Raw genomic sequence first — 16,059 nt, 5'->3', positions numbered from 1 at the left:
CAGGGTGCAATCGTTATGCAATGCGGTTGTGCCCTTTCATTATGCGCGCTAGCCCCTTATGATTTAAGTCAAGCAACATCCCCGGGAAGAAACCATGTTCAAAACCATTGCCGCCCCGCTCCTGGCGCTACCCTTCACCCTCTTTGCACCCAGCACCCATGCTCAGCAAACCGGTTTGTATTTATATGAAGCCGCTCAAGCTGATCCGGCCTTGGCAGCCGAGTTCAAGCGGGTCATGGAGCCATTTCTCTCAAATGCGTCGTGGCTTGAGTCCTTCGGTACTACGGCACCACCCACTAGCGAAACGGTAGATGGCAAAACCTATACCGTTTATTGGGGTTGCAAACCCCACGATTGCATTACTGCGAGCTACGTGGTGATGTACAGCCCACAAGCCAAGCAAATTACAGGGGGCGCATTTCTGCAAAACAACTTTGATGGTCCGAATCTGATCAAGAGCGACATCACCTGGCTTGGGAAAACCGACTTCGACGCGGCAAAGGTCATTGGCAAATACTTTTTCTAATTCAGAACATTCCTAACAGTGCCGTGCCCTTTATCGGCATTAAGTAGCTCATACTCGCGCCTGCCAACGCAGGCGCTGGCAATCCACCTTCAGCACATTAGGAAAAACAAATGAAAAATAGCAAAACAGCAGAGGATTTTCTGCTTGCAATGACCCTGGCCCACGACATGGTGCTGCGAGCCCTAATGAAACGAGCCATAGCAAAAGACCCAAGCATTCGCGACGACTTGATCCAGGATATGGATTTGCGAGCTAATAATTTGGACGACAAAGAGCTGGTCAATATGGTGAGAAAGCGACTCGAACAACTGATCGCGTAGCTGCTCGGTGGCCTAACAGAAGCAGTAAAGGCCGCAGTTGAATGGGGTGAGCGTGACTCGCCCTATTTCTTGGGTGTATTAGTTCAGGGTTTAACTTTTGGGGTGCAGTTCAAACAGCGGCTTTTTTCCTGCCCCAACCCGCTCCGGCTGGCTACCGCATGCCTGGCGTGTGGGGTGCCGGCCCAGGCGCAGAACACTCCCTGCTGCGGCAAGAGAAGCGGGATATAACATTGACCAAACTGCTTGCTATCTAAGGACAATGATTATGTACGAGTCGCTAGGTTCACCTAGTCTCTCTAATCTGGAGATATTGGCAAAATCGCAAGGGTACCTGGTAAAGGAAGGCTGGTGCTAAGCTGAAATACAAAGGCCCCGAGGTATGCCCTCCAGGGCCTAGCACTACTTAATCGAACAAACGGCCCTGTCCGGGCATAGAGCGACAATGTGCGCAGACATGCTCCCATCGCTCAAAGCGATAACGAACATACGGACGCACATGGACGCCACGGGGATACATGCAGTGCATGGTAGTCTCCACAACGGCGTTAAAAACACCGGCGGCACGCGGGTTTGTCAACCCTTGCCCGTAGAGCGTAAATGCTCTATTAGATCAGGGTCAATAGCATGTTCAGCGTGGGATGCTTGACTGCAACGCGTGGGCGCCCAGGGCTGGTTACTTTTGCCTGAGCCCAGAATTGCTCAACAGCCTTTTCGGCGTTTGGGTCATACAGATCCGTTTCAGGTTCATAAGGGACAGGCTTATCAGCTTTCGCATCGGCCTTCACCCTTTCCCAATCCGTCTTATTTCGCTTGTTCATAAAGCCTCCATTCTGCCTTCGAGGCGCGACGCAGAGAAATAGCTCGCACCGAATTACCTCGAATCATATGGACAAGAACCAGAACGACATCAGCGACTTCGACCATGGCAACATCCATCAAGCGATTTTCATTGCCGCGCTCGGTACTCAATGTGATCTTGGTAAGTACTCACCTAAATCACAGACCCAGCGTGCCAGCACGGCTGTTTGCGCGAAGTCCGGCTAAGACGTTGGCCGCTACTTGTTCCATACCAACGTCGACAGCCGCCACGAAGGGTGGTTTCCCTTGTCATTAAATATAGCTAAAGCTATAATTAACCTATAAAAAGGGAGAAACCCATGTATGCGGTTAACTGGTCAAACAAGGCGAAAAAGCAACTCCGCAAGATCGACCGCAAAGAGCAGATCACGATCGTTAACGCCGTGGATGGTCTGGAGAGTTTCCCGGACACCAAGAACGTCATCGCCCTCACCAATCACGAGTACGGATACCGTATGCGTGTAGGAAATTACCGAGTCCTGTTCGACGCTGACACCGAAGTCAGGATCATCGAGATTCAGCAGGTCAAGAAGCGCGACGACCAAACCTACTGAGCAGGAGCCAGTCATGGATATCAACCACACAATTCTCGAAACCAACGGCAAGCCAGCATTCGTCGTGCTGCCCTACGATGAATACCTACGACTCACCGAAGGGGAAAAGCCTTCCGGTCGCATCCCGGCTGATGGCACCACTCCCCACGAGGTCATGCGCCTGTGCGTCAAGAACGACTGGAGCATGATTCGAGCTTGGCGCGAACACTTGGGGCTGACCCAAACCGAAATGGCCCGGCGCCTAGATATCCGGCAGCCCAGCTACGCCGCAATGGAGGCGCCTGACGCCAAGCCCAAAAAGGCGACCCGAGAACGTATTGCAGCGGCCATGGGGATATCCTTGGAGCAACTGGGCTTCTGATCCCATGAGCACCATCAAAACCGCCCCTTCGATAAATACATTGCAAGCCGCACTCAAGATGGCGACCTTATCCCCCACGCCGTCATCAGCAGCACTGTGGGTGGCGCCACGCCAGTTCGCCCCACGCCGCTCCCACATCCTTCTGCGGCTTAGGATTCTCATCCTTAGGGCGCATAAATTCTGCGTCTCACTCAAAGATGCACGTATCCAGATCTTCCCTGGGGAGCGGCGATGGGTGGACGTACAACACAGCTGAAATATTCTCTACCGATAGCGGCAAAGGAGCAGCGCCAGCCATGCCGATAGCGTATTGCCGGGAGCAGCCACTACAAAGCAAGGCTCTACCTCATAAAAGGGGGACGCTCGACATTCATTAGACTTGTTTTTGCGAAGAACACGTTTAATGGAAGCAATGCCGATGTCCCCAATCGATTTTATCTTGGGAATCCCTGGACTGGTAGTCCAGGAAGTCAAACGTGCACAAGATATTCATATCTAGGCGGGGCCGCTCAGAAACGAGTTTACGCAGCTACCTGAAGCGTCTGCCGGGCAGGGAGAATGTGCGGGTCATTGTGATGGACCTGTAATGGTGCAAAAGTACGCGCACCTGGCTCAATCTCATCTTGCTCACCACGCCGAGAACGTCACATTTACGTCACAAGGCGCAGCACAAAAGAAAAAAGCCGCGTAAGAGACGGCTTAAATCTTTGATTTACAACAGTTTTTTGGTGGGGCCTGAGGGACTCGAACCCTCGACCAAAAGATTAAGAGTCTTCTGCTCTACCAACTGAGCTAAAGCCCCGCCGGAATTCTAACACTATTTTTTGGCCGATTTTAGGGGCCAGGCATATTTTTTTACCTGTGCCCCCCGTTCTTAGGCTTTTCTAGCAAGCTCGGCCGCCAGACCGATATAAGTGCGTGGCGTCATGGCTTGCAGGCGAAGTTTGACGTCTTCGGGCAGATCCAACTGGGCAATGAACTCCCGCAGAGCTTCTTGCGTAATGCCTTTTCCGCGTGTCAGGGCCTTGAGCTGCTCGTAAGGCTGGGGTAGACCGTAGCGGCGCATAACGGTTTGCACAGGCTCGGCCAACACTTCCCAGCATGCATCGATGTCGGCATCGATGGCTGCAGCGTTAAGCTCGAGCTTGCCCAAGCCCTTCAAGCAAGCGTCCCAGGCTACCAAGCAGTAGCCGAATGCCACGCCCAAATTGCGCAATACGGTAGAGTCGGTCAGGTCGCGCTGCCAACGCGACACGGGCAGTTTTTCGGCCAGGTGGCGCAACATGGCATTGGCCAAGCCGATATTCCCTTCGGAGTTTTCAAAATCGATGGGGTTGACCTTATGTGGCATGGTGGAAGAGCCTACCTCGCCTTCTTTGAGCCTTTGCTTGAAGTAGCCCAAAGCAATATAGCCCCAGACGTCACGGTTGAAGTCCAGCAAAATGGTGTTGGCCCGTGCCACGGCGTCGAACAAGGCCGCCATCCAGTCGTGGGGTTCGATCTGTATGGTGTGAGTATTTTGAGTCAAGCCCAAACGTCCCAGCACGCCCGCACTGAAGGCGGGCCAGTCGATTTCGGGATAAGCGGACAAATGCGCGTTGTAGTTGCCGGTAGCGCCGTTCAGTTTGGCCAGCGGCTGCACTTTGCGAATGTCTTCTATGGCCAGTGCCAAACGCGCCGCAACGTTGGCGAATTCTTTGCCCATAGTGGTGGGGCTGGCTGGCTGACCGTGCGTGCGCGCTAATAGCGGCTGATCGGCATACTGCTGGGCAAGCGCCAGGATAGTCTCGTGAACTCGCGTCAGCGTGGGCAGCAGTACTTGCTCGCGCGTGCGTGTCAGCATCAAGGCGTGAGAAGTGTTGTTGATGTCTTCAGAGGTGCAAGCAAAGTGGATGAACTCGGCAGCCTGCGCCAGTTCGGCGTCATCCGCCACACGCTCTTTCATCCAGTATTCAACCGCCTTCACATCATGATTCGTCGTGCGCTCAATTTCTTTGATGCGGGCAGCATCAGCTTCCGAGAAATTGCTGACCAAGGCGTTCAGGCGCTCCAGCGCCTGGGCCGAGAAAGCTTGCAATTCGGGGAGCTTGGCATCAGCCAAGCCCGTCAGCCACGCCACCTCGACTTCGACGCGGTGCGCCATGAAGCCGGCCTCGGACAACAGGCCACGCAGGGAATGAGTGCGCGAAGCATAGCGCCCATCCAGCGGCGACAAGGCATTCAAGGAACTAAGTTCAGATGCAATCTTCATGGCAAAATCAATAGAAGTAAGGGCAAACCGTCCATTTTAACAGTGCAGGAAACGACGGCTTTGTTGGGACCTTCCCTGCTATACTTTGGCCACCTGTAACTTGCCTAGTCAGACATGAAACTTTTCGGTTCCCTGACCAGCCCTTTCGTTCGTAAAGTGCGTGTGGTCATGGCGGAAAAAAAACTGGAATACGAACTGATTCTTGACGATGTCTGGTCAGACGGCACCCAGGTACCGCAATACAACCCCTTGGGCAAAGTACCCTGTCTGGTCACGGATGACGGCGGCAGCCTGTTCGACTCGCGTGTCATCGTGGAATACCTGGACACGCTTTCACCTGTCAGTCGTCTACTGCCTCAAACCAGTCGCGACCGCACCGCTACCAAGTGCTGGGAAGCCATCGCCGACGGCTTGGCCGATGCCACCGTAGCCATCCATATTGAAAGGGCTATCCGCAAGCCCGAGCACCGTAGCGATGACTGGATTGCTCGCCAGCACGGCAAGGTTTTGGGAGCTCTCACTTTCATGAACGACGGCCTCAACAGTCACGCTTTCTGCATGGGCGTCAATTTTTCGCTGGCCGATATCGCCGTGGGGTGTGCACTGGGTTATCTCGACCTACGCTACCCTCAGCTCGACTGGCGATCCCAGTATTCCAACCTGGCCAAACTGCACGAAAAGCTGCAGGAAAGACCTTCGTTCGCCAATACGGCTCCGCCATAAAACCAAGCCTTCTTTTATCCGCCTCAGCTCTCCCGAGCTCGTTTCGGGGGACCCTCCCCCTCTTCCGCACTTTGTGCCCTCATGACCCCCATCACCCTTCGTCGCCGGGCTGCCAACGAGAGCCTGCTCGATAGCCCGTGCTTAAGTTGCGGCGCCTGCTGCGCCCATTTCAGAGTTTCTTTTTATTGCGGTGAAGTTGCAGACCTAGGTGGGACGGTACCCCCCGAACTGGTCAGCCAAGCGGGGCCTCTGCGGGCCTGTATGAAAGGCACGGAATATGGCGGACAACGCTGCGTAGCCTTACGCGGTGAATTGGGTCAGCCGGGTATACATTGCGCCATCTACGAGTTGAGACCCTCGCCCTGCCGGGATTTCCCATCTTGGGAAAGTGATGGTTCTCCGAATGCAGACTGCCAGCGCCTACGTTTGGCCTTAGGGCTTGCGCCTTTGCCGCCCTTGATCGTCGACAACGACGACGACCAAGATCCAAGCAATACGCCGCCGGGTAAGCACGATATCGCCGCCTAAGCTGGGTCAGCTTAAACGATGATACCGCCCCCCAGGCAAACTTCGCCGTCATACAGTACAGCCGATTGCCCAGGGGTGACCGCCCACTGCGCCTCTTCGAACAACAGCTCGAAGCGCTCGTTATCTTGCGACTCACACACGCAGCTTGCGTCAGCCTGGCGATAGCGCGTCTTGGCGCCGTAGCGTCCGGCGCGAGGAGGCTTTCCGGCCACCCAACTGGCATCCTGTGCCTGCAAGCGCGGTTGCAACAGCCACGGATGATCGTGACCTTGCACCGCGTAAAGCGTGTTGTCGGCCAAACTTTTGCGTGCCACGTACCAAGCGTCTGCTGTGCCGTCGTCGCGCTGACTTCCCTTTACGCCGCCGATTCCCAAGCCCTTGCGCTGGCCCAAGGTATAAAAAGCCAGGCCGTGATGCTTGCCCAACACCTTACCTTCGGGTGTTTTAATGAGGCCAGGCTGCGAAGGCAGGTAGCGGTTCAAAAACTCGCGAAATGGGCGTTCGCCGATAAAACAAATACCGGTGGAATCTTTTTTAGCGGCATTAGGCAGGCCAAGTTCATGGGCGATGCGGCGAACTTCCGTTTTTGGCAGTTCTCCCAGAGGGAACAAAGTGCGAGACAGCTGAGCTTGATTCAAGCGGTGCAGGAAGTAGCTTTGGTCTTTGCTCACATCCAGCCCCTTCAAAAGCTGGTAGCGCTGCTGCCCATCTTGGGTCACCTCACGCACACGCGCATAATGACCGGTAGCGATGCGTTCCGCCCCCAAAGACATGGCATGATCCAGAAACGCCTTGAACTTGATCTCGGCATTACATAGCACGTCGGGGTTGGGCGTACGTCCAGCCTGGTATTCCCGCAAAAACTCGGCAAACACCCGCTCTTTATACTCAGCGGCGAAATTCACTGCCTCGATTTCAACGCCCACCAAATCAGCCACACTGACTGCATCCAGCCAATCTTGACGACTAGAGCAATACTCGGAGTCGTCATCGTCTTCCCAGTTTTTCATGAACAAGCCTATGACTTCATAGCCTTGTTGCTTGAGCAACCACGCCGATACCGAGGAATCCACGCCACCTGACATGCCCACCACGACGCGACCTTTGGAATTTGCCTGCATGAACCTTCTTACCTTTTCTTAACTACTCAAGATGCCAAGGGCGGCAGCATCTTGCCAGGATTCAATATGCCACGCGGGTCCAGGGTGTGTTTGAGCGCATGCATCAGCGCCAGGCTCTCGGGGCCGTGCTCGGCCAACATGAACCGCATTTTGTGCAACCCTATGCCGTGCTCACCTGTACAGGTACCGCGCATGGACAACGCACGCTCAACCAGACGTTGGTTAAGGCGCTCGGACTCTTCCCACTCTTCGCTGCTGTCTGGATCGAGCAACATCATGACGTGAAAATTGCCGTCTCCCACGTGCCCCAGAATGGTGTAGGGAAAGCTAGCCGCATCCAGATCGTCTGCAGTCTCGGTAACACACTTTGCCAACTGGGAAACCGGCACACATACATCGGTAGTGCTCGCCCGACAGCCGGGGCGCAACTGGATACCGGCGAAGTAGGCATTATGACGCGCAGCCCATAGGCGCGAGCGCTCTTCTGGGAGGCGTGCCCACTGAAAATCCATCCCACCATTAGAGGCTGTTACCTCACGCACCGCTTCGGCCTGCTCATCAACACCACCAGCACTACCGTGGAATTCAAACAGCAGCAAAGGTGATTCGACCAAATCCATCTTGCTATAGGCGTTAGTCGCACGCACCGCCCAGGTGTCCATGAACTCTACGCGCCCCACAGGCAAACCCAACTGCATGATTTCGATGACGCTTTGAACTGCCGATTCCAGATCAGGAAAATTGCAGATAGCCGCACTGATGCTCTCGGGCTGGGGGTAGAGCTTGACCGTAGCCTCGACGATAATGCCCAGCGTACCTTCACTGCCTGTGAACAGGCTGGTCAGGTCGTAACCCGCCGACGACTTGCGAGCATGCGTGCCCGTCTTGACCACGCTGCCATCAGCCGTTACCACCTTCAGGGCACGCACGTTCTCGCGCATGGTGCCGTAGCGCACGGCATTGGTGCCAGAGGCTCGTGTGGCACACATGCCTCCCAACGACGCATCAGCCCCAGGATCTATGGGAAAGAACAAACCCGTGTCGCGTATATGCTCGTTAAGCTGTTTACGCGTCACGCCCGGCTCTACCGTCACCGTCATATCGGCAGCATTGACCTCAAGCACCCGATTCATATTGCTGAGGTCAAGACTGACACCCCCTCGCACCGCCAAAATATGGCCTTCAAGGGAAGACCCTGCGCCGTAGGGAATGAGCGGCACGGCATGGGTATGGCACAAGCGCGCAACAAGCTGCACGTCTTCGATACTGGTGGCCTGAACCACCGCATCGGGCAGCATGGGTGGGTACGGCGACTCGTCAGTGCCATGATGCTCACGCACGGCGGACGCTACGGAAAAGCGCTCGCCGAAGCGTGCCTGCATCTGCGCAAGAAACGCATCGGGTAAAGGCCGGTTTGCATGCTGGCTCGTCATGTCCATGTATGTCTCCTGAAGAGGCCCAGCCTATACCTTAGGCAGCCTGCCCCGCCAGCACTTTACGACGAGCCCGAACCGCCTGCGCCAGATTCTCGAGCACGGCCACGGAGGTTTCCCAATCTATACAGCCATCAGTAATACTTTGACCGTAAGTCAGGGGCTGGCCTTCGACGAGATCTTGACGACCGCCGACCAAATGGCTTTCAACCATGACACCGAAGATACGCTTGTCACCCTGTGCAATTTGCCCGGCGACGTCAGCCAAGACCTCGGGTTGACGCGTGTAATCCTTGTTGCTGTTGGCATGGCTGGCGTCGACCATGATGCGCGGTCGCAAGCCGGCTTTCTCAAGCGTCTGGCTAGCAGCTTCGACACTGGCCGCATCGTAGTTGGGCGCTTTGCTGCCGCCACGCAAGATGATGTGGCAGTCCTCGTTACCCACCGTGGAAACAATGGCCGAATGCCCACCCTTGGTGACCGACAAGAAATGGTGAGGCTGTGACGCCGCTTTGATGGCATCTACTGCAATGCGCACATTACCGTCAGTACCGTTTTTGAAGCCCACCGGACACGACAAACCGGAGGAAAGCTCTCTGTGTACTTGGCTTTCAGTGGTGCGAGCACCGATGGCACCCCAAGAGACCAGGTCGGCGATGTACTGGGGTGTAATCATGTCGAGGAATTCACACCCTGCCGGCAGACCCATATCGTTGATGTCCAACAGCAACTGGCGAGCGATGCGCAAACCTTGATTGATGTTGAAGCTGCCATCCAGACCTGGGTCATTGATCAGCCCCTTCCAACCCACGGTCGTGCGAGGCTTTTCGAAATAGACGCGCATGACGATTTCAAGATCGTCGGCGAAACGTTCACGTTCGCTCTTCAGACGACGGGCATACTCAAGCCCTGCTTCTACATTATGGATTGAGCAAGGGCCAATCACTACAACCAGTCTATCGTCTTGGTCGTGTAGCACGTCGTGGATGGCACGGCGAGCGCGATACACTGTTTCGGATGACTGCACAGTGCTGGAAAGCTCGCGCATCACATGTGAAGGTGGGCTGAGTTCCTTGATTTCTCGAATACGTAAGTCGTCGGTATTGTGTGTCACGATAGGCTCCGATGTTCATCTGCCATGCCAAGGCAAGGATACGACCCCGCACACGTCTTCGGCTGGCTACTGCCGTAAACGCTGCCGCTGCTTTTTCGGGGGAAATTACACCACCCATGGAAAAACGATTTGTCGGCTTTTATGGCCCGGCGACAAAAAAAGCCGCCTGGCATTTGCCGGCGGCTTTAGGGGAGTTCTATTCAGACTAGATACAACGCTTCCCTTCCTCCACCAGCGGTGTTGGAAACCCAAAAAAATAGAAGAAGTAAGCATTAAGGTTGTACATAGCGAATTCATGATAACACAAACCCGCTTACACAAGGTAAAGCCTTAGCGTTTGACCCCACTGACAGGGGGCGCCCCTGCGCAATCCTTGCCTTGCCATTGCATGTCCATAATCAGTTCGCTTTTTAAAGCACGCGATGTGGCCTGCGCTGCACCTTGAAGGATATCAGCCCACCCACCCGCACCGGGCAGCCCATTACCCTGCACTTTGGCACCAATGCTACGGCTAGAGTGATACACGAACTCGCCTTGCACATCGCCTTGGAATACCTTGCCACCGGGCGGGCATTGCGCTTCGAAAGTGACGGTATTACCTGAAACCGCGTGACCACCCATTTTGCAGCCTTTATCCGCCAGCTCTTTACCCCAGAGTGCCAAGGCCCGCTCGGGATCGGCCAACAACTTGGCATCTTTGGCCGAGACACAGACTTGCTTGGTCTCTTGTATAGCTTGTTTGGCTATAGGGGGTAAACGCTCGCGTTGTTCTGCGGGCAATTGCGCCATCAACTGCGCTTGCAAGGCCCCCATCATTTGGGTAACGTCACGCCCGTTCATACGCATTTCAGGTTTGATATGCCAGAGCCCTGGCTCGGGTTCGGGCACTTCAGCCCTCAAGTTTGTTGCAAGCATGCCTAATAAACACGCTACCCCTACTCTGCTCCAGATTTTGCTCATATCACTCCCATCAATGACCTTGCTCGTCGCTTAGAAGTGGGCTAGGCTCGAGCGGCTCCGTACCTTACGAACCACATCATAGGCATTTTAAAGAGTGCATGCGCCTGCCCTTCCTCCAAATTGCAACTCTTCTTTTAAAATTACTTATGAGCTTGCATTGCAGCATTCGCTAAAGTCCTCAAGCACATCCCTCTTCAGACTTTTTAGCCGACATTAAAGGACTCCTTCATGCCACAGCCTTTCATTATGCGCCGGACATGCCTTGCCCTCTCGTTCATGGGCCTGCTTAGCATAGCCGCGTGCAATAGCAGTTCAGGCACGGATAACGAAGAGCCCACTCCCACGCCGCCTCCTGCGCCATCCATCCCCGATCCCTTGGTAGGCTACCAGTGGTATCTCAAGAATACCGGCCAAGACGTGCTCGCCGGCGTTCGCCCAGTAGCCGGTGTAGACCTTAATGTAGAAAGTGTCTTCGAGAGCGGTATACGCGGCAAAGGCGTGGTGGTCGCAGTCCTTGATGACGGCGTAGATGGAGAGCACGAAGACATTGCCGACAATGTCGACAAGGCAGGTTCCATCAACTTGGGGGACTGCAGCAACCCAGCAGACCTTAACAGCTGCGCCAGCACCCCACTACTAAACCCCAGCGCACCAGATGACGCCCATGGCACCAGCATTGCGGGCCTGATCGGTATGCTTGCCCTGAACGGAAAAGGCGGGCGTGGTATCGCACCGGAAGCTCGCATCAAGAGTTTCAATCTGCTGGCCGATCACGGTGACGGTGATGATGATGAAGACGAATCCGACAGCAAGGCGGATGGTTTTCGCTACCACCTCTTTGTACTGGGTGATACCAATCAACGCGCTGTCGATGTAGATGTGTTCAGCATGAGTTATGGCGGGGAGGACGTCGTCATGCCCGCCAGTGATGATGTCAGCAATATGCAGGTCTACGAGCGCGTGCTGGCCTCTACACGTGGCGGTAAGGGGGGGGTGTACCTTAAGGCAGCCGGTAACGAGTTCCTTCAAAGCTACAGCCACAGCAATGTCAGTTGCCTTTTATCGCACAGCTACCAGGTAGGCTGCTTCGATGCAGCAACCGATGCCGAAGCAAGCCTCTCGGGTATCGTGCTGGTGGCCGCCGCTAATGCTGCAGGCAAACACTCTACTTACTCAAGTGAAGGCGCACCGGTCTGGATTTCGGGCTTCGGCGGTGAAGAAAACATACACCCGGCCTACGACACCGCCGCCAGCGAGGCAGATTATGAGCCCGCTTTATTTACAATCGATGTTAGCGGTTGCAGGGCTGGCTACCACCATGTGAACCAACGCCCCATTAACGCCATCGATAACGCGGGCAACTCCACCATAGATCCGGACTGCAATTACACGGCCTCCTTTAATGGCACCTCGGGAGCCACCCCCATAGTCAGCGCTGTCTCGGCACTGATACTGCAGGCACGCCCCGAACTCAAAGCCAGGGACGTTCATTACATTCTGGCAAAAAGCGCCCGCCACCCCGGCAACTGGAGCCTAAGCGGAGCGCTTGAGCAACCCACACGCCAAACGACTCAAGGCCGCATCTTCGATCAGGGCTGGCACAGCAATGCTAAAGGCATACGGTTTTCGCGCTGGTTTGGTTATGGTTTGGTGGATGCACAAGCTGCCGTGGAGATGGCCAAATCCTTTGAGCTGCTTCCCCCCAGCCGCATTGCCGATGCCCAAAGCGCCGCAGGTACAAGCGTGGCGATTCGCCAAGCCAATGACCAACAGGTGGCGAGTCATGAGTCCAGCCTGGCTCTGAACATTAACGAAGACATCGCAGTCGAACGCGTACAGATCTCCTTCACGACTACGCACACCCGGCCTTCCCGTTTGCTGGTCACCTTGCAATCCCCTAGCGGCACCCGCATCCCCGCCCTGATCCCCTATACCTCGCTGGCCAATACCGCTAACGGCTTTGAGGTGAACCTACTGAGCGTCAACGGCTTTCTTGACGAGGCAGCCCGCGGCGAGTGGCGCCTTTTCGTCGAAGACATGAGCCAGTCTTACGGCGCCGATAACGACACGCCCTCGGCCGAACTGCCACAGCTGGACGCTTTTTCCATTCGCATCATCGGCCACGAGTCGGTCGCACGCTAAGCCTAAGGACTACCAATATGAAACAGCTCACCCCCATCGCTGCGATGGTCCTCACCGTACTGACAGCCCTAACACCAGGTTTAGCAAACTCGGCCGACAACGTTCTTTACGAGCATGCCCAACAACTTCAATCCGAGCAGCAAGCACCACAGTTCAGCATAGGCAATACGGTTTACCAGTTTGTGCCCCAAGCCAGTGTCGTCGCCAGCCCACCGGCTTCCGCAAACCAACCCGCCGTACAAGCACGCAGCGCAAGCCCAAGCACGGGTGCGGTGTCACAAATAGGGCCCTACGCAATTGTGCTCAACTCTCAGGCAAACCGACTCAGCGCCCGCACCGCAACGAGTAAGCGGCAGCAATACGCTGTGGTCGTCAATATGACCAGCGGCCTGCCGTCGCTAATGCTGCCACAACTACAACTGGTGGTGCGCGAAGCCGGCCACGGTGCTGATTTGGCTCGTGCCTTAGGGGGTACTTTGCTATTTGATGGCGATGTCAGCCGGGTTGTCGTCATTGGCTTCGATAGCCATGACGCCGCGCTACAGGCCTTACCAGAAGCCCGCGCCCTTGAAAATGTCGTCAGCGCTCAGCCCCCGTTGCAACGACGCTTTCGCACGGGTAAATAAGCCGCGACTAAGGTCAGGGTAAGCAGCTAGGTCACAAAAAAACGCGACCGACTTTTGAAGAAGAGTCGGTCGCGTTTTTCTAGCTTGCGTCAGGGCTGTTGGGTCAGTCGACTAGCTCAGCCTCATCTGCAGGCGTGGCGTCGCTGGGAGCGCCAGGCGTTTTGGATTCTATGTGAAGTTGAACTTCATCATTGGAATCGACGTCAATTTCGACGTGCCCACCGTCTACCAAACGCCCAAACAAGAGCTCGTCTGCCAAAGCACGCCGTATGGTGTCTTGGATAAGACGCTGCATGGGACGCGCGCCCATCAAGGGGTCGAAACCGTTCTTGGCTAGATAATCGCGCAAGGCCTGCGTAAAGGAAACTTCGACACGCTTCTCGTGCAACTGGTCTTCGAGCTGCATGAGGAACTTGTCGACCACACGCAAGATGATTTCGTGGGTAAGCGAAGCAAAGCCTATGATGGCGTCCAGGCGGTTGCGGAACTCTGGCGTGAACATGCGCTTGATGTCTGCCATCTCGTCGCCAGACTTGGACGGCGCCGCAAAACCTATGGAGCTACGATTCAAGGCTTCTGCCCCGGCGTTGGTCGTCATGATAATGATGACGTTGCGGAAATCAGCCTTGCGCCCGTTATTATCGGTAAGCGTACCGTGATCCATGACCTGGAGCAGGATATTGTAAATATCCGGGTGCGCTTTTTCGATCTCGTCGAGCAACAACACGCAGTGCGGTTGTTTGGCGATGGCCTCGGTAAGCAAGCCGCCCTGCTCAAAACCCACATAGCCCGGAGGTGCGCCGATCAGGCGCGAGACCGCGTGGCGTTCCATGTATTCGGACATATCGAAGCGCAGCAGTTCGACGCCCAAAGTGAACGCCAACTGGCGTGCGACTTCAGTTTTACCGACACCTGTGGGGCCGGAGAACAGGAAAGAGCCTATGGGCTTATCGGGACGCCCCAAGCCCGAGCGCGACATTTTGATAGCCGCCGCCAAGGCTTCGATAGCCTTGTCTTGGCCAAACACCACGGACTTGAGGTCGCGATCGAGCGTAGCGAGCTTGCTGCGGTCGTCTTGCGAGATATGCTGAGGCGGAATCCGTGCGATCTTGGCCACGGTAGCTTCGATATCGGCCTTGCCAATCAGCTTTTTCTGGCGCGACTTAGGCAATAAACGCTGTGCCGCCCCTGCTTCGTCGATGACATCGATAGCCTTATCGGGCAAGAACCTGTCGTTGATATGACGCGCTGCCAATTCGGCGGCTGCCGTGATGGCCGCTGCCGAATAACGCACCGCGTGGTGAGATTCGAAATGAGACTTCAAGCCACGCAGTATCTGTATGGTTTGGGCAACGGTAGGCTCGGCCACGTCTATCTTCTGAAAGCGCCGCGATAATGCGTGGTCTTTTTCGAAGATGCCGCGATATTCTGTGTAAGTTGTGGCGCCCATGCATTTGAGCTGGCCAGAGGACAAGGCTGGCTTAAGCAGGTTGGACGCATCCAAGGTACCGCCCGAAGCCGAACCCGCACCGATGAGAGTGTGGATTTCATCGATGAACAAGATGGCGTTCTTGTTGTCTTTGAGTGTTTTGAGCACACCCTTTAAGCGCTGTTCGAAATCGCCGCGGTACTTGGTGCCCGCCAGCAGTGCGCCCATATCCAGCGCATAGACCTGCGCGTCGGCCAGCACATCGGGCACTTCGCCACGCGTAATGCGCCAGGCCAGCCCTTCGGCAATGGCGGTTTTACCCACCCCCGCCTCACCCACTAGCAGCGGGTTGTTTTTGCGGCGACGGCAGAGCACCTGAATGACGCGCTCGACTTCGTGCTCGCGCCCGATGAGCGGGTCGATACGACCTTGGCGGGCCTCGGCGTTCAGGTCGAGCGCGTATTGTTCCAGGGGTGACTTCTGCTGATCAGACTTGGCATCGGATTGGGACGAAGCCTGCTTGACCGGCTCGGACGGCGGCGGCTCGGCTGCCGTCTGCTTGGTAATGCCATGCGACAGATAATTGACGACATCTAATCGGGTGACCCCTTGCTGCAGCAGGTAGTACACCGCGTGAGAATCCTTTTCACCATACATGGCCACCAGCACATTGGCGCCGGTAACCGTGTTGCGCGAGGAATTTCCCGACGACACATGCATGATGGCGCGCTGAATAACGCGCTGAAAGCCCAAAGTAGGTTGGGTGTCGACCTCGTCCTCGCCAGGGAAGACGGGCGTATTGTCGTTAATGAACTTGCGCAGGTCGCGGCGCAAGGTTTCAATATCGGCGGTGCAGGCGCGTAGCACCTCGACCGCAGCAGCGTTGTCCAGCAAGGACAACAACAGGTGTTCGACAGTGATGAATTCATGCCGAGCCGCGCGGGCGTCGACAAAGGCCATATGCAGGCTAACTTCCAGTTCTTCAGAGATCACGCTTCCTCCATTACATTACGAAGCGGATGAAACACACGCCAGCTTACGTCTATTCTATGACTAAACCGCCCTGCTGCACCAGTCGCTTCACTGGCCACTGCGCAGGCGGCACCGGCTCTT

General features: G+C 55.6%; 17 protein-coding genes and 1 tRNA gene. 10 read left to right on the top strand and 8 right to left on the bottom strand.

The annotated features are described in order from the left end of the window. The first annotated feature begins 94 nt into the window (after positions 1–94). Positions 95–526, top strand: a complete 432-nt coding sequence (locus tag H0484_RS03955) for an Ivy family c-type lysozyme inhibitor (RefSeq protein ID WP_226953152.1) — start codon at positions 95–97, stop codon at positions 524–526. Between the two features lie 110 nt (positions 527–636). Further along, positions 637–846 (top strand): hypothetical protein, encoded by a 210-nt coding sequence (locus H0484_RS03950; protein WP_226953151.1) that lies wholly within the window; start codon positions 637–639, stop codon positions 844–846. 605 nt (positions 847–1,451) lie between these two features. Here H0484_RS03950 and H0484_RS03945 read toward each other — a convergent pair. After that, complete coding sequence (locus H0484_RS03945) at positions 1,452–1,664, bottom strand: hypothetical protein (RefSeq protein WP_226953150.1); 213 nt, start codon at positions 1,662–1,664, stop codon at positions 1,452–1,454. 67 nt (positions 1,665–1,731) lie between these two features. On the opposite strand from H0484_RS03945, the gene H0484_RS03940 reads away from it, so the two are divergent. The 4 genes from H0484_RS03940 (at position 1,732) to H0484_RS03925 (ending at position 2,875) form a co-directional block, all read left to right on the top strand. After that, positions 1,732–1,890 carry a hypothetical protein gene (locus tag H0484_RS03940; protein ID WP_226953149.1) on the top strand — a complete coding sequence of 53 codons (159 nt, stop codon included), beginning with the start codon at positions 1,732–1,734 and terminating at the stop codon, positions 1,888–1,890. A 113-nt stretch (positions 1,891–2,003) separates the two neighbouring features. Further along, the gene (locus H0484_RS03935) at positions 2,004–2,258 is read left to right on the top strand and encodes a type II toxin-antitoxin system RelE family toxin (RefSeq protein ID WP_226953148.1); all 255 of its coding nucleotides are present in this window, start codon (positions 2,004–2,006) and stop codon (positions 2,256–2,258) included. A 13-nt stretch (positions 2,259–2,271) separates the two neighbouring features. Beyond that, on the top strand, positions 2,272–2,619 hold the full coding sequence (locus H0484_RS03930) for a helix-turn-helix domain-containing protein (protein ID WP_226953147.1): 348 nt from the start codon (positions 2,272–2,274) through the stop codon (positions 2,617–2,619). Between the two features lie 4 nt (positions 2,620–2,623). Continuing rightward, positions 2,624–2,875 (top strand): hypothetical protein, encoded by a 252-nt coding sequence (locus tag H0484_RS03925; protein WP_226953146.1) that lies wholly within the window; start codon positions 2,624–2,626, stop codon positions 2,873–2,875. Positions 2,876–3,345: 470 nt separating this feature from the next. Here H0484_RS03925 and H0484_RS03920 read toward each other — a convergent pair. Then, a tRNA-Lys gene (locus tag H0484_RS03920) sits at positions 3,346–3,421 on the bottom strand. Between the two features lie 72 nt (positions 3,422–3,493). After that, positions 3,494–4,870, bottom strand: a complete 1,377-nt coding sequence (gene purB, locus H0484_RS03915) for an adenylosuccinate lyase (RefSeq protein WP_226953145.1) — start codon at positions 4,868–4,870, stop codon at positions 3,494–3,496. Positions 4,871–4,984: 114 nt separating this feature from the next. On the opposite strand from purB, the gene H0484_RS03910 reads away from it, so the two are divergent. Next, on the top strand, positions 4,985–5,593 hold the full coding sequence (locus tag H0484_RS03910) for a glutathione S-transferase N-terminal domain-containing protein (protein WP_226953144.1): 609 nt from the start codon (positions 4,985–4,987) through the stop codon (positions 5,591–5,593). An 81-nt stretch (positions 5,594–5,674) separates the two neighbouring features. Further along, positions 5,675–6,121, top strand: coding sequence for a YkgJ family cysteine cluster protein (locus H0484_RS03905; protein ID WP_226953143.1), 447 nt, complete (start codon positions 5,675–5,677; stop codon positions 6,119–6,121). An 11-nt stretch (positions 6,122–6,132) separates the two neighbouring features. Here H0484_RS03905 and mnmA read toward each other — a convergent pair whose 3' ends face one another. The 4 genes from mnmA to H0484_RS03885 all read right to left on the bottom strand — a co-directional run bounded on the left by mnmA (position 6,133) and on the right by H0484_RS03885 (position 10,704). Further along, positions 6,133–7,242, bottom strand: coding sequence for a tRNA 2-thiouridine(34) synthase MnmA (gene mnmA, locus H0484_RS03900; protein ID WP_226953142.1), 1,110 nt, complete (start codon positions 7,240–7,242; stop codon positions 6,133–6,135). 26 nt (positions 7,243–7,268) lie between these two features. Next, positions 7,269–8,675, bottom strand: coding sequence for an FAD-binding oxidoreductase (locus H0484_RS03895; RefSeq protein WP_226953705.1), 1,407 nt, complete (start codon positions 8,673–8,675; stop codon positions 7,269–7,271). A 37-nt stretch (positions 8,676–8,712) separates the two neighbouring features. Continuing rightward, positions 8,713–9,789, bottom strand: coding sequence for a 3-deoxy-7-phosphoheptulonate synthase AroG (gene aroG, locus H0484_RS03890; protein ID WP_226953141.1), 1,077 nt, complete (start codon positions 9,787–9,789; stop codon positions 8,713–8,715). Between the two features lie 330 nt (positions 9,790–10,119). Continuing rightward, complete coding sequence (locus H0484_RS03885) at positions 10,120–10,704, bottom strand: DUF3617 family protein (RefSeq protein ID WP_226953140.1); 585 nt, start codon at positions 10,702–10,704, stop codon at positions 10,120–10,122. Between the two features lie 273 nt (positions 10,705–10,977). On the opposite strand from H0484_RS03885, the gene H0484_RS03880 reads away from it, so the two are divergent. Together H0484_RS03880 and H0484_RS03875 are read left to right on the top strand one after the other, a co-directional pair. Next, positions 10,978–12,891 (top strand): S8 family serine peptidase, encoded by a 1,914-nt coding sequence (locus tag H0484_RS03880; RefSeq protein WP_226953139.1) that lies wholly within the window; start codon positions 10,978–10,980, stop codon positions 12,889–12,891. Positions 12,892–12,908: 17 nt separating this feature from the next. Next, positions 12,909–13,517 carry a hypothetical protein gene (locus H0484_RS03875; RefSeq protein ID WP_226953138.1) on the top strand — a complete coding sequence of 203 codons (609 nt, stop codon included), beginning with the start codon at positions 12,909–12,911 and terminating at the stop codon, positions 13,515–13,517. A 103-nt stretch (positions 13,518–13,620) separates the two neighbouring features. On the opposite strand, the gene clpA is transcribed toward H0484_RS03875, so the two are convergent. After that, positions 13,621–15,939, bottom strand: coding sequence for an ATP-dependent Clp protease ATP-binding subunit ClpA (clpA, locus tag H0484_RS03870; RefSeq protein WP_226953137.1), 2,319 nt, complete (start codon positions 15,937–15,939; stop codon positions 13,621–13,623). Between the last annotated feature and the right edge of the window lie 120 nt (positions 15,940–16,059).

Origin of the sequence: Mesopusillimonas faecipullorum, assembly GCF_020539505.1 — a bacterium.
In the GTDB taxonomy this organism is placed as follows: Bacteria; Pseudomonadota; Gammaproteobacteria; order Burkholderiales; family Burkholderiaceae_B; genus Mesopusillimonas; species Mesopusillimonas faecipullorum.
The sequence above is the reverse complement of the archived record's forward strand: the minus strand, read 5'-3'. Positions and strand labels throughout refer to the sequence as shown.

What these genes read in the sequence shown, in the direction of transcription:
- H0484_RS03930 (WP_226953147.1), top strand. Translation starts at nt 2,272, where the DNA reads ATGGATATCAACCACACAATTCTCGAAACCAACGGCAAGCCAGCATTC.
- H0484_RS03910 (WP_226953144.1), top strand. Translation starts at nt 4,985, where the DNA reads ATGAAACTTTTCGGTTCCCTGACCAGCCCTTTCGTTCGTAAAGTGCGT.
- H0484_RS03935 (WP_226953148.1), top strand. Translation starts at nt 2,004, where the DNA reads ATGTATGCGGTTAACTGGTCAAACAAGGCGAAAAAGCAACTCCGCAAG.
- H0484_RS03895 (WP_226953705.1), bottom strand. Translation starts at nt 8,675, where the DNA reads ATGACGAGCCAGCATGCAAACCGGCCTTTACCCGATGCGTTTCTTGCG.
- H0484_RS03905 (WP_226953143.1), top strand. Translation starts at nt 5,675, where the DNA reads ATGACCCCCATCACCCTTCGTCGCCGGGCTGCCAACGAGAGCCTGCTC.
- H0484_RS03945 (WP_226953150.1), bottom strand. Translation starts at nt 1,664, where the DNA reads ATGAACAAGCGAAATAAGACGGATTGGGAAAGGGTGAAGGCCGATGCG.
- H0484_RS03950 (WP_226953151.1), top strand. Translation starts at nt 637, where the DNA reads ATGAAAAATAGCAAAACAGCAGAGGATTTTCTGCTTGCAATGACCCTG.
- H0484_RS03925 (WP_226953146.1), top strand. Translation starts at nt 2,624, where the DNA reads ATGAGCACCATCAAAACCGCCCCTTCGATAAATACATTGCAAGCCGCA.
- H0484_RS03885 (WP_226953140.1), bottom strand. Translation starts at nt 10,704, where the DNA reads ATGCTTGCAACAAACTTGAGGGCTGAAGTGCCCGAACCCGAGCCAGGG.
- mnmA (WP_226953142.1), bottom strand. Translation starts at nt 7,242, where the DNA reads ATGCAGGCAAATTCCAAAGGTCGCGTCGTGGTGGGCATGTCAGGTGGC.
- H0484_RS03940 (WP_226953149.1), top strand. Translation starts at nt 1,732, where the DNA reads ATGGACAAGAACCAGAACGACATCAGCGACTTCGACCATGGCAACATC.
- H0484_RS03880 (WP_226953139.1), top strand. Translation starts at nt 10,978, where the DNA reads ATGCCACAGCCTTTCATTATGCGCCGGACATGCCTTGCCCTCTCGTTC.
- H0484_RS03955 (WP_226953152.1), top strand. Translation starts at nt 95, where the DNA reads ATGTTCAAAACCATTGCCGCCCCGCTCCTGGCGCTACCCTTCACCCTC.
- H0484_RS03875 (WP_226953138.1), top strand. Translation starts at nt 12,909, where the DNA reads ATGAAACAGCTCACCCCCATCGCTGCGATGGTCCTCACCGTACTGACA.
- purB (WP_226953145.1), bottom strand. Translation starts at nt 4,870, where the DNA reads ATGAAGATTGCATCTGAACTTAGTTCCTTGAATGCCTTGTCGCCGCTG.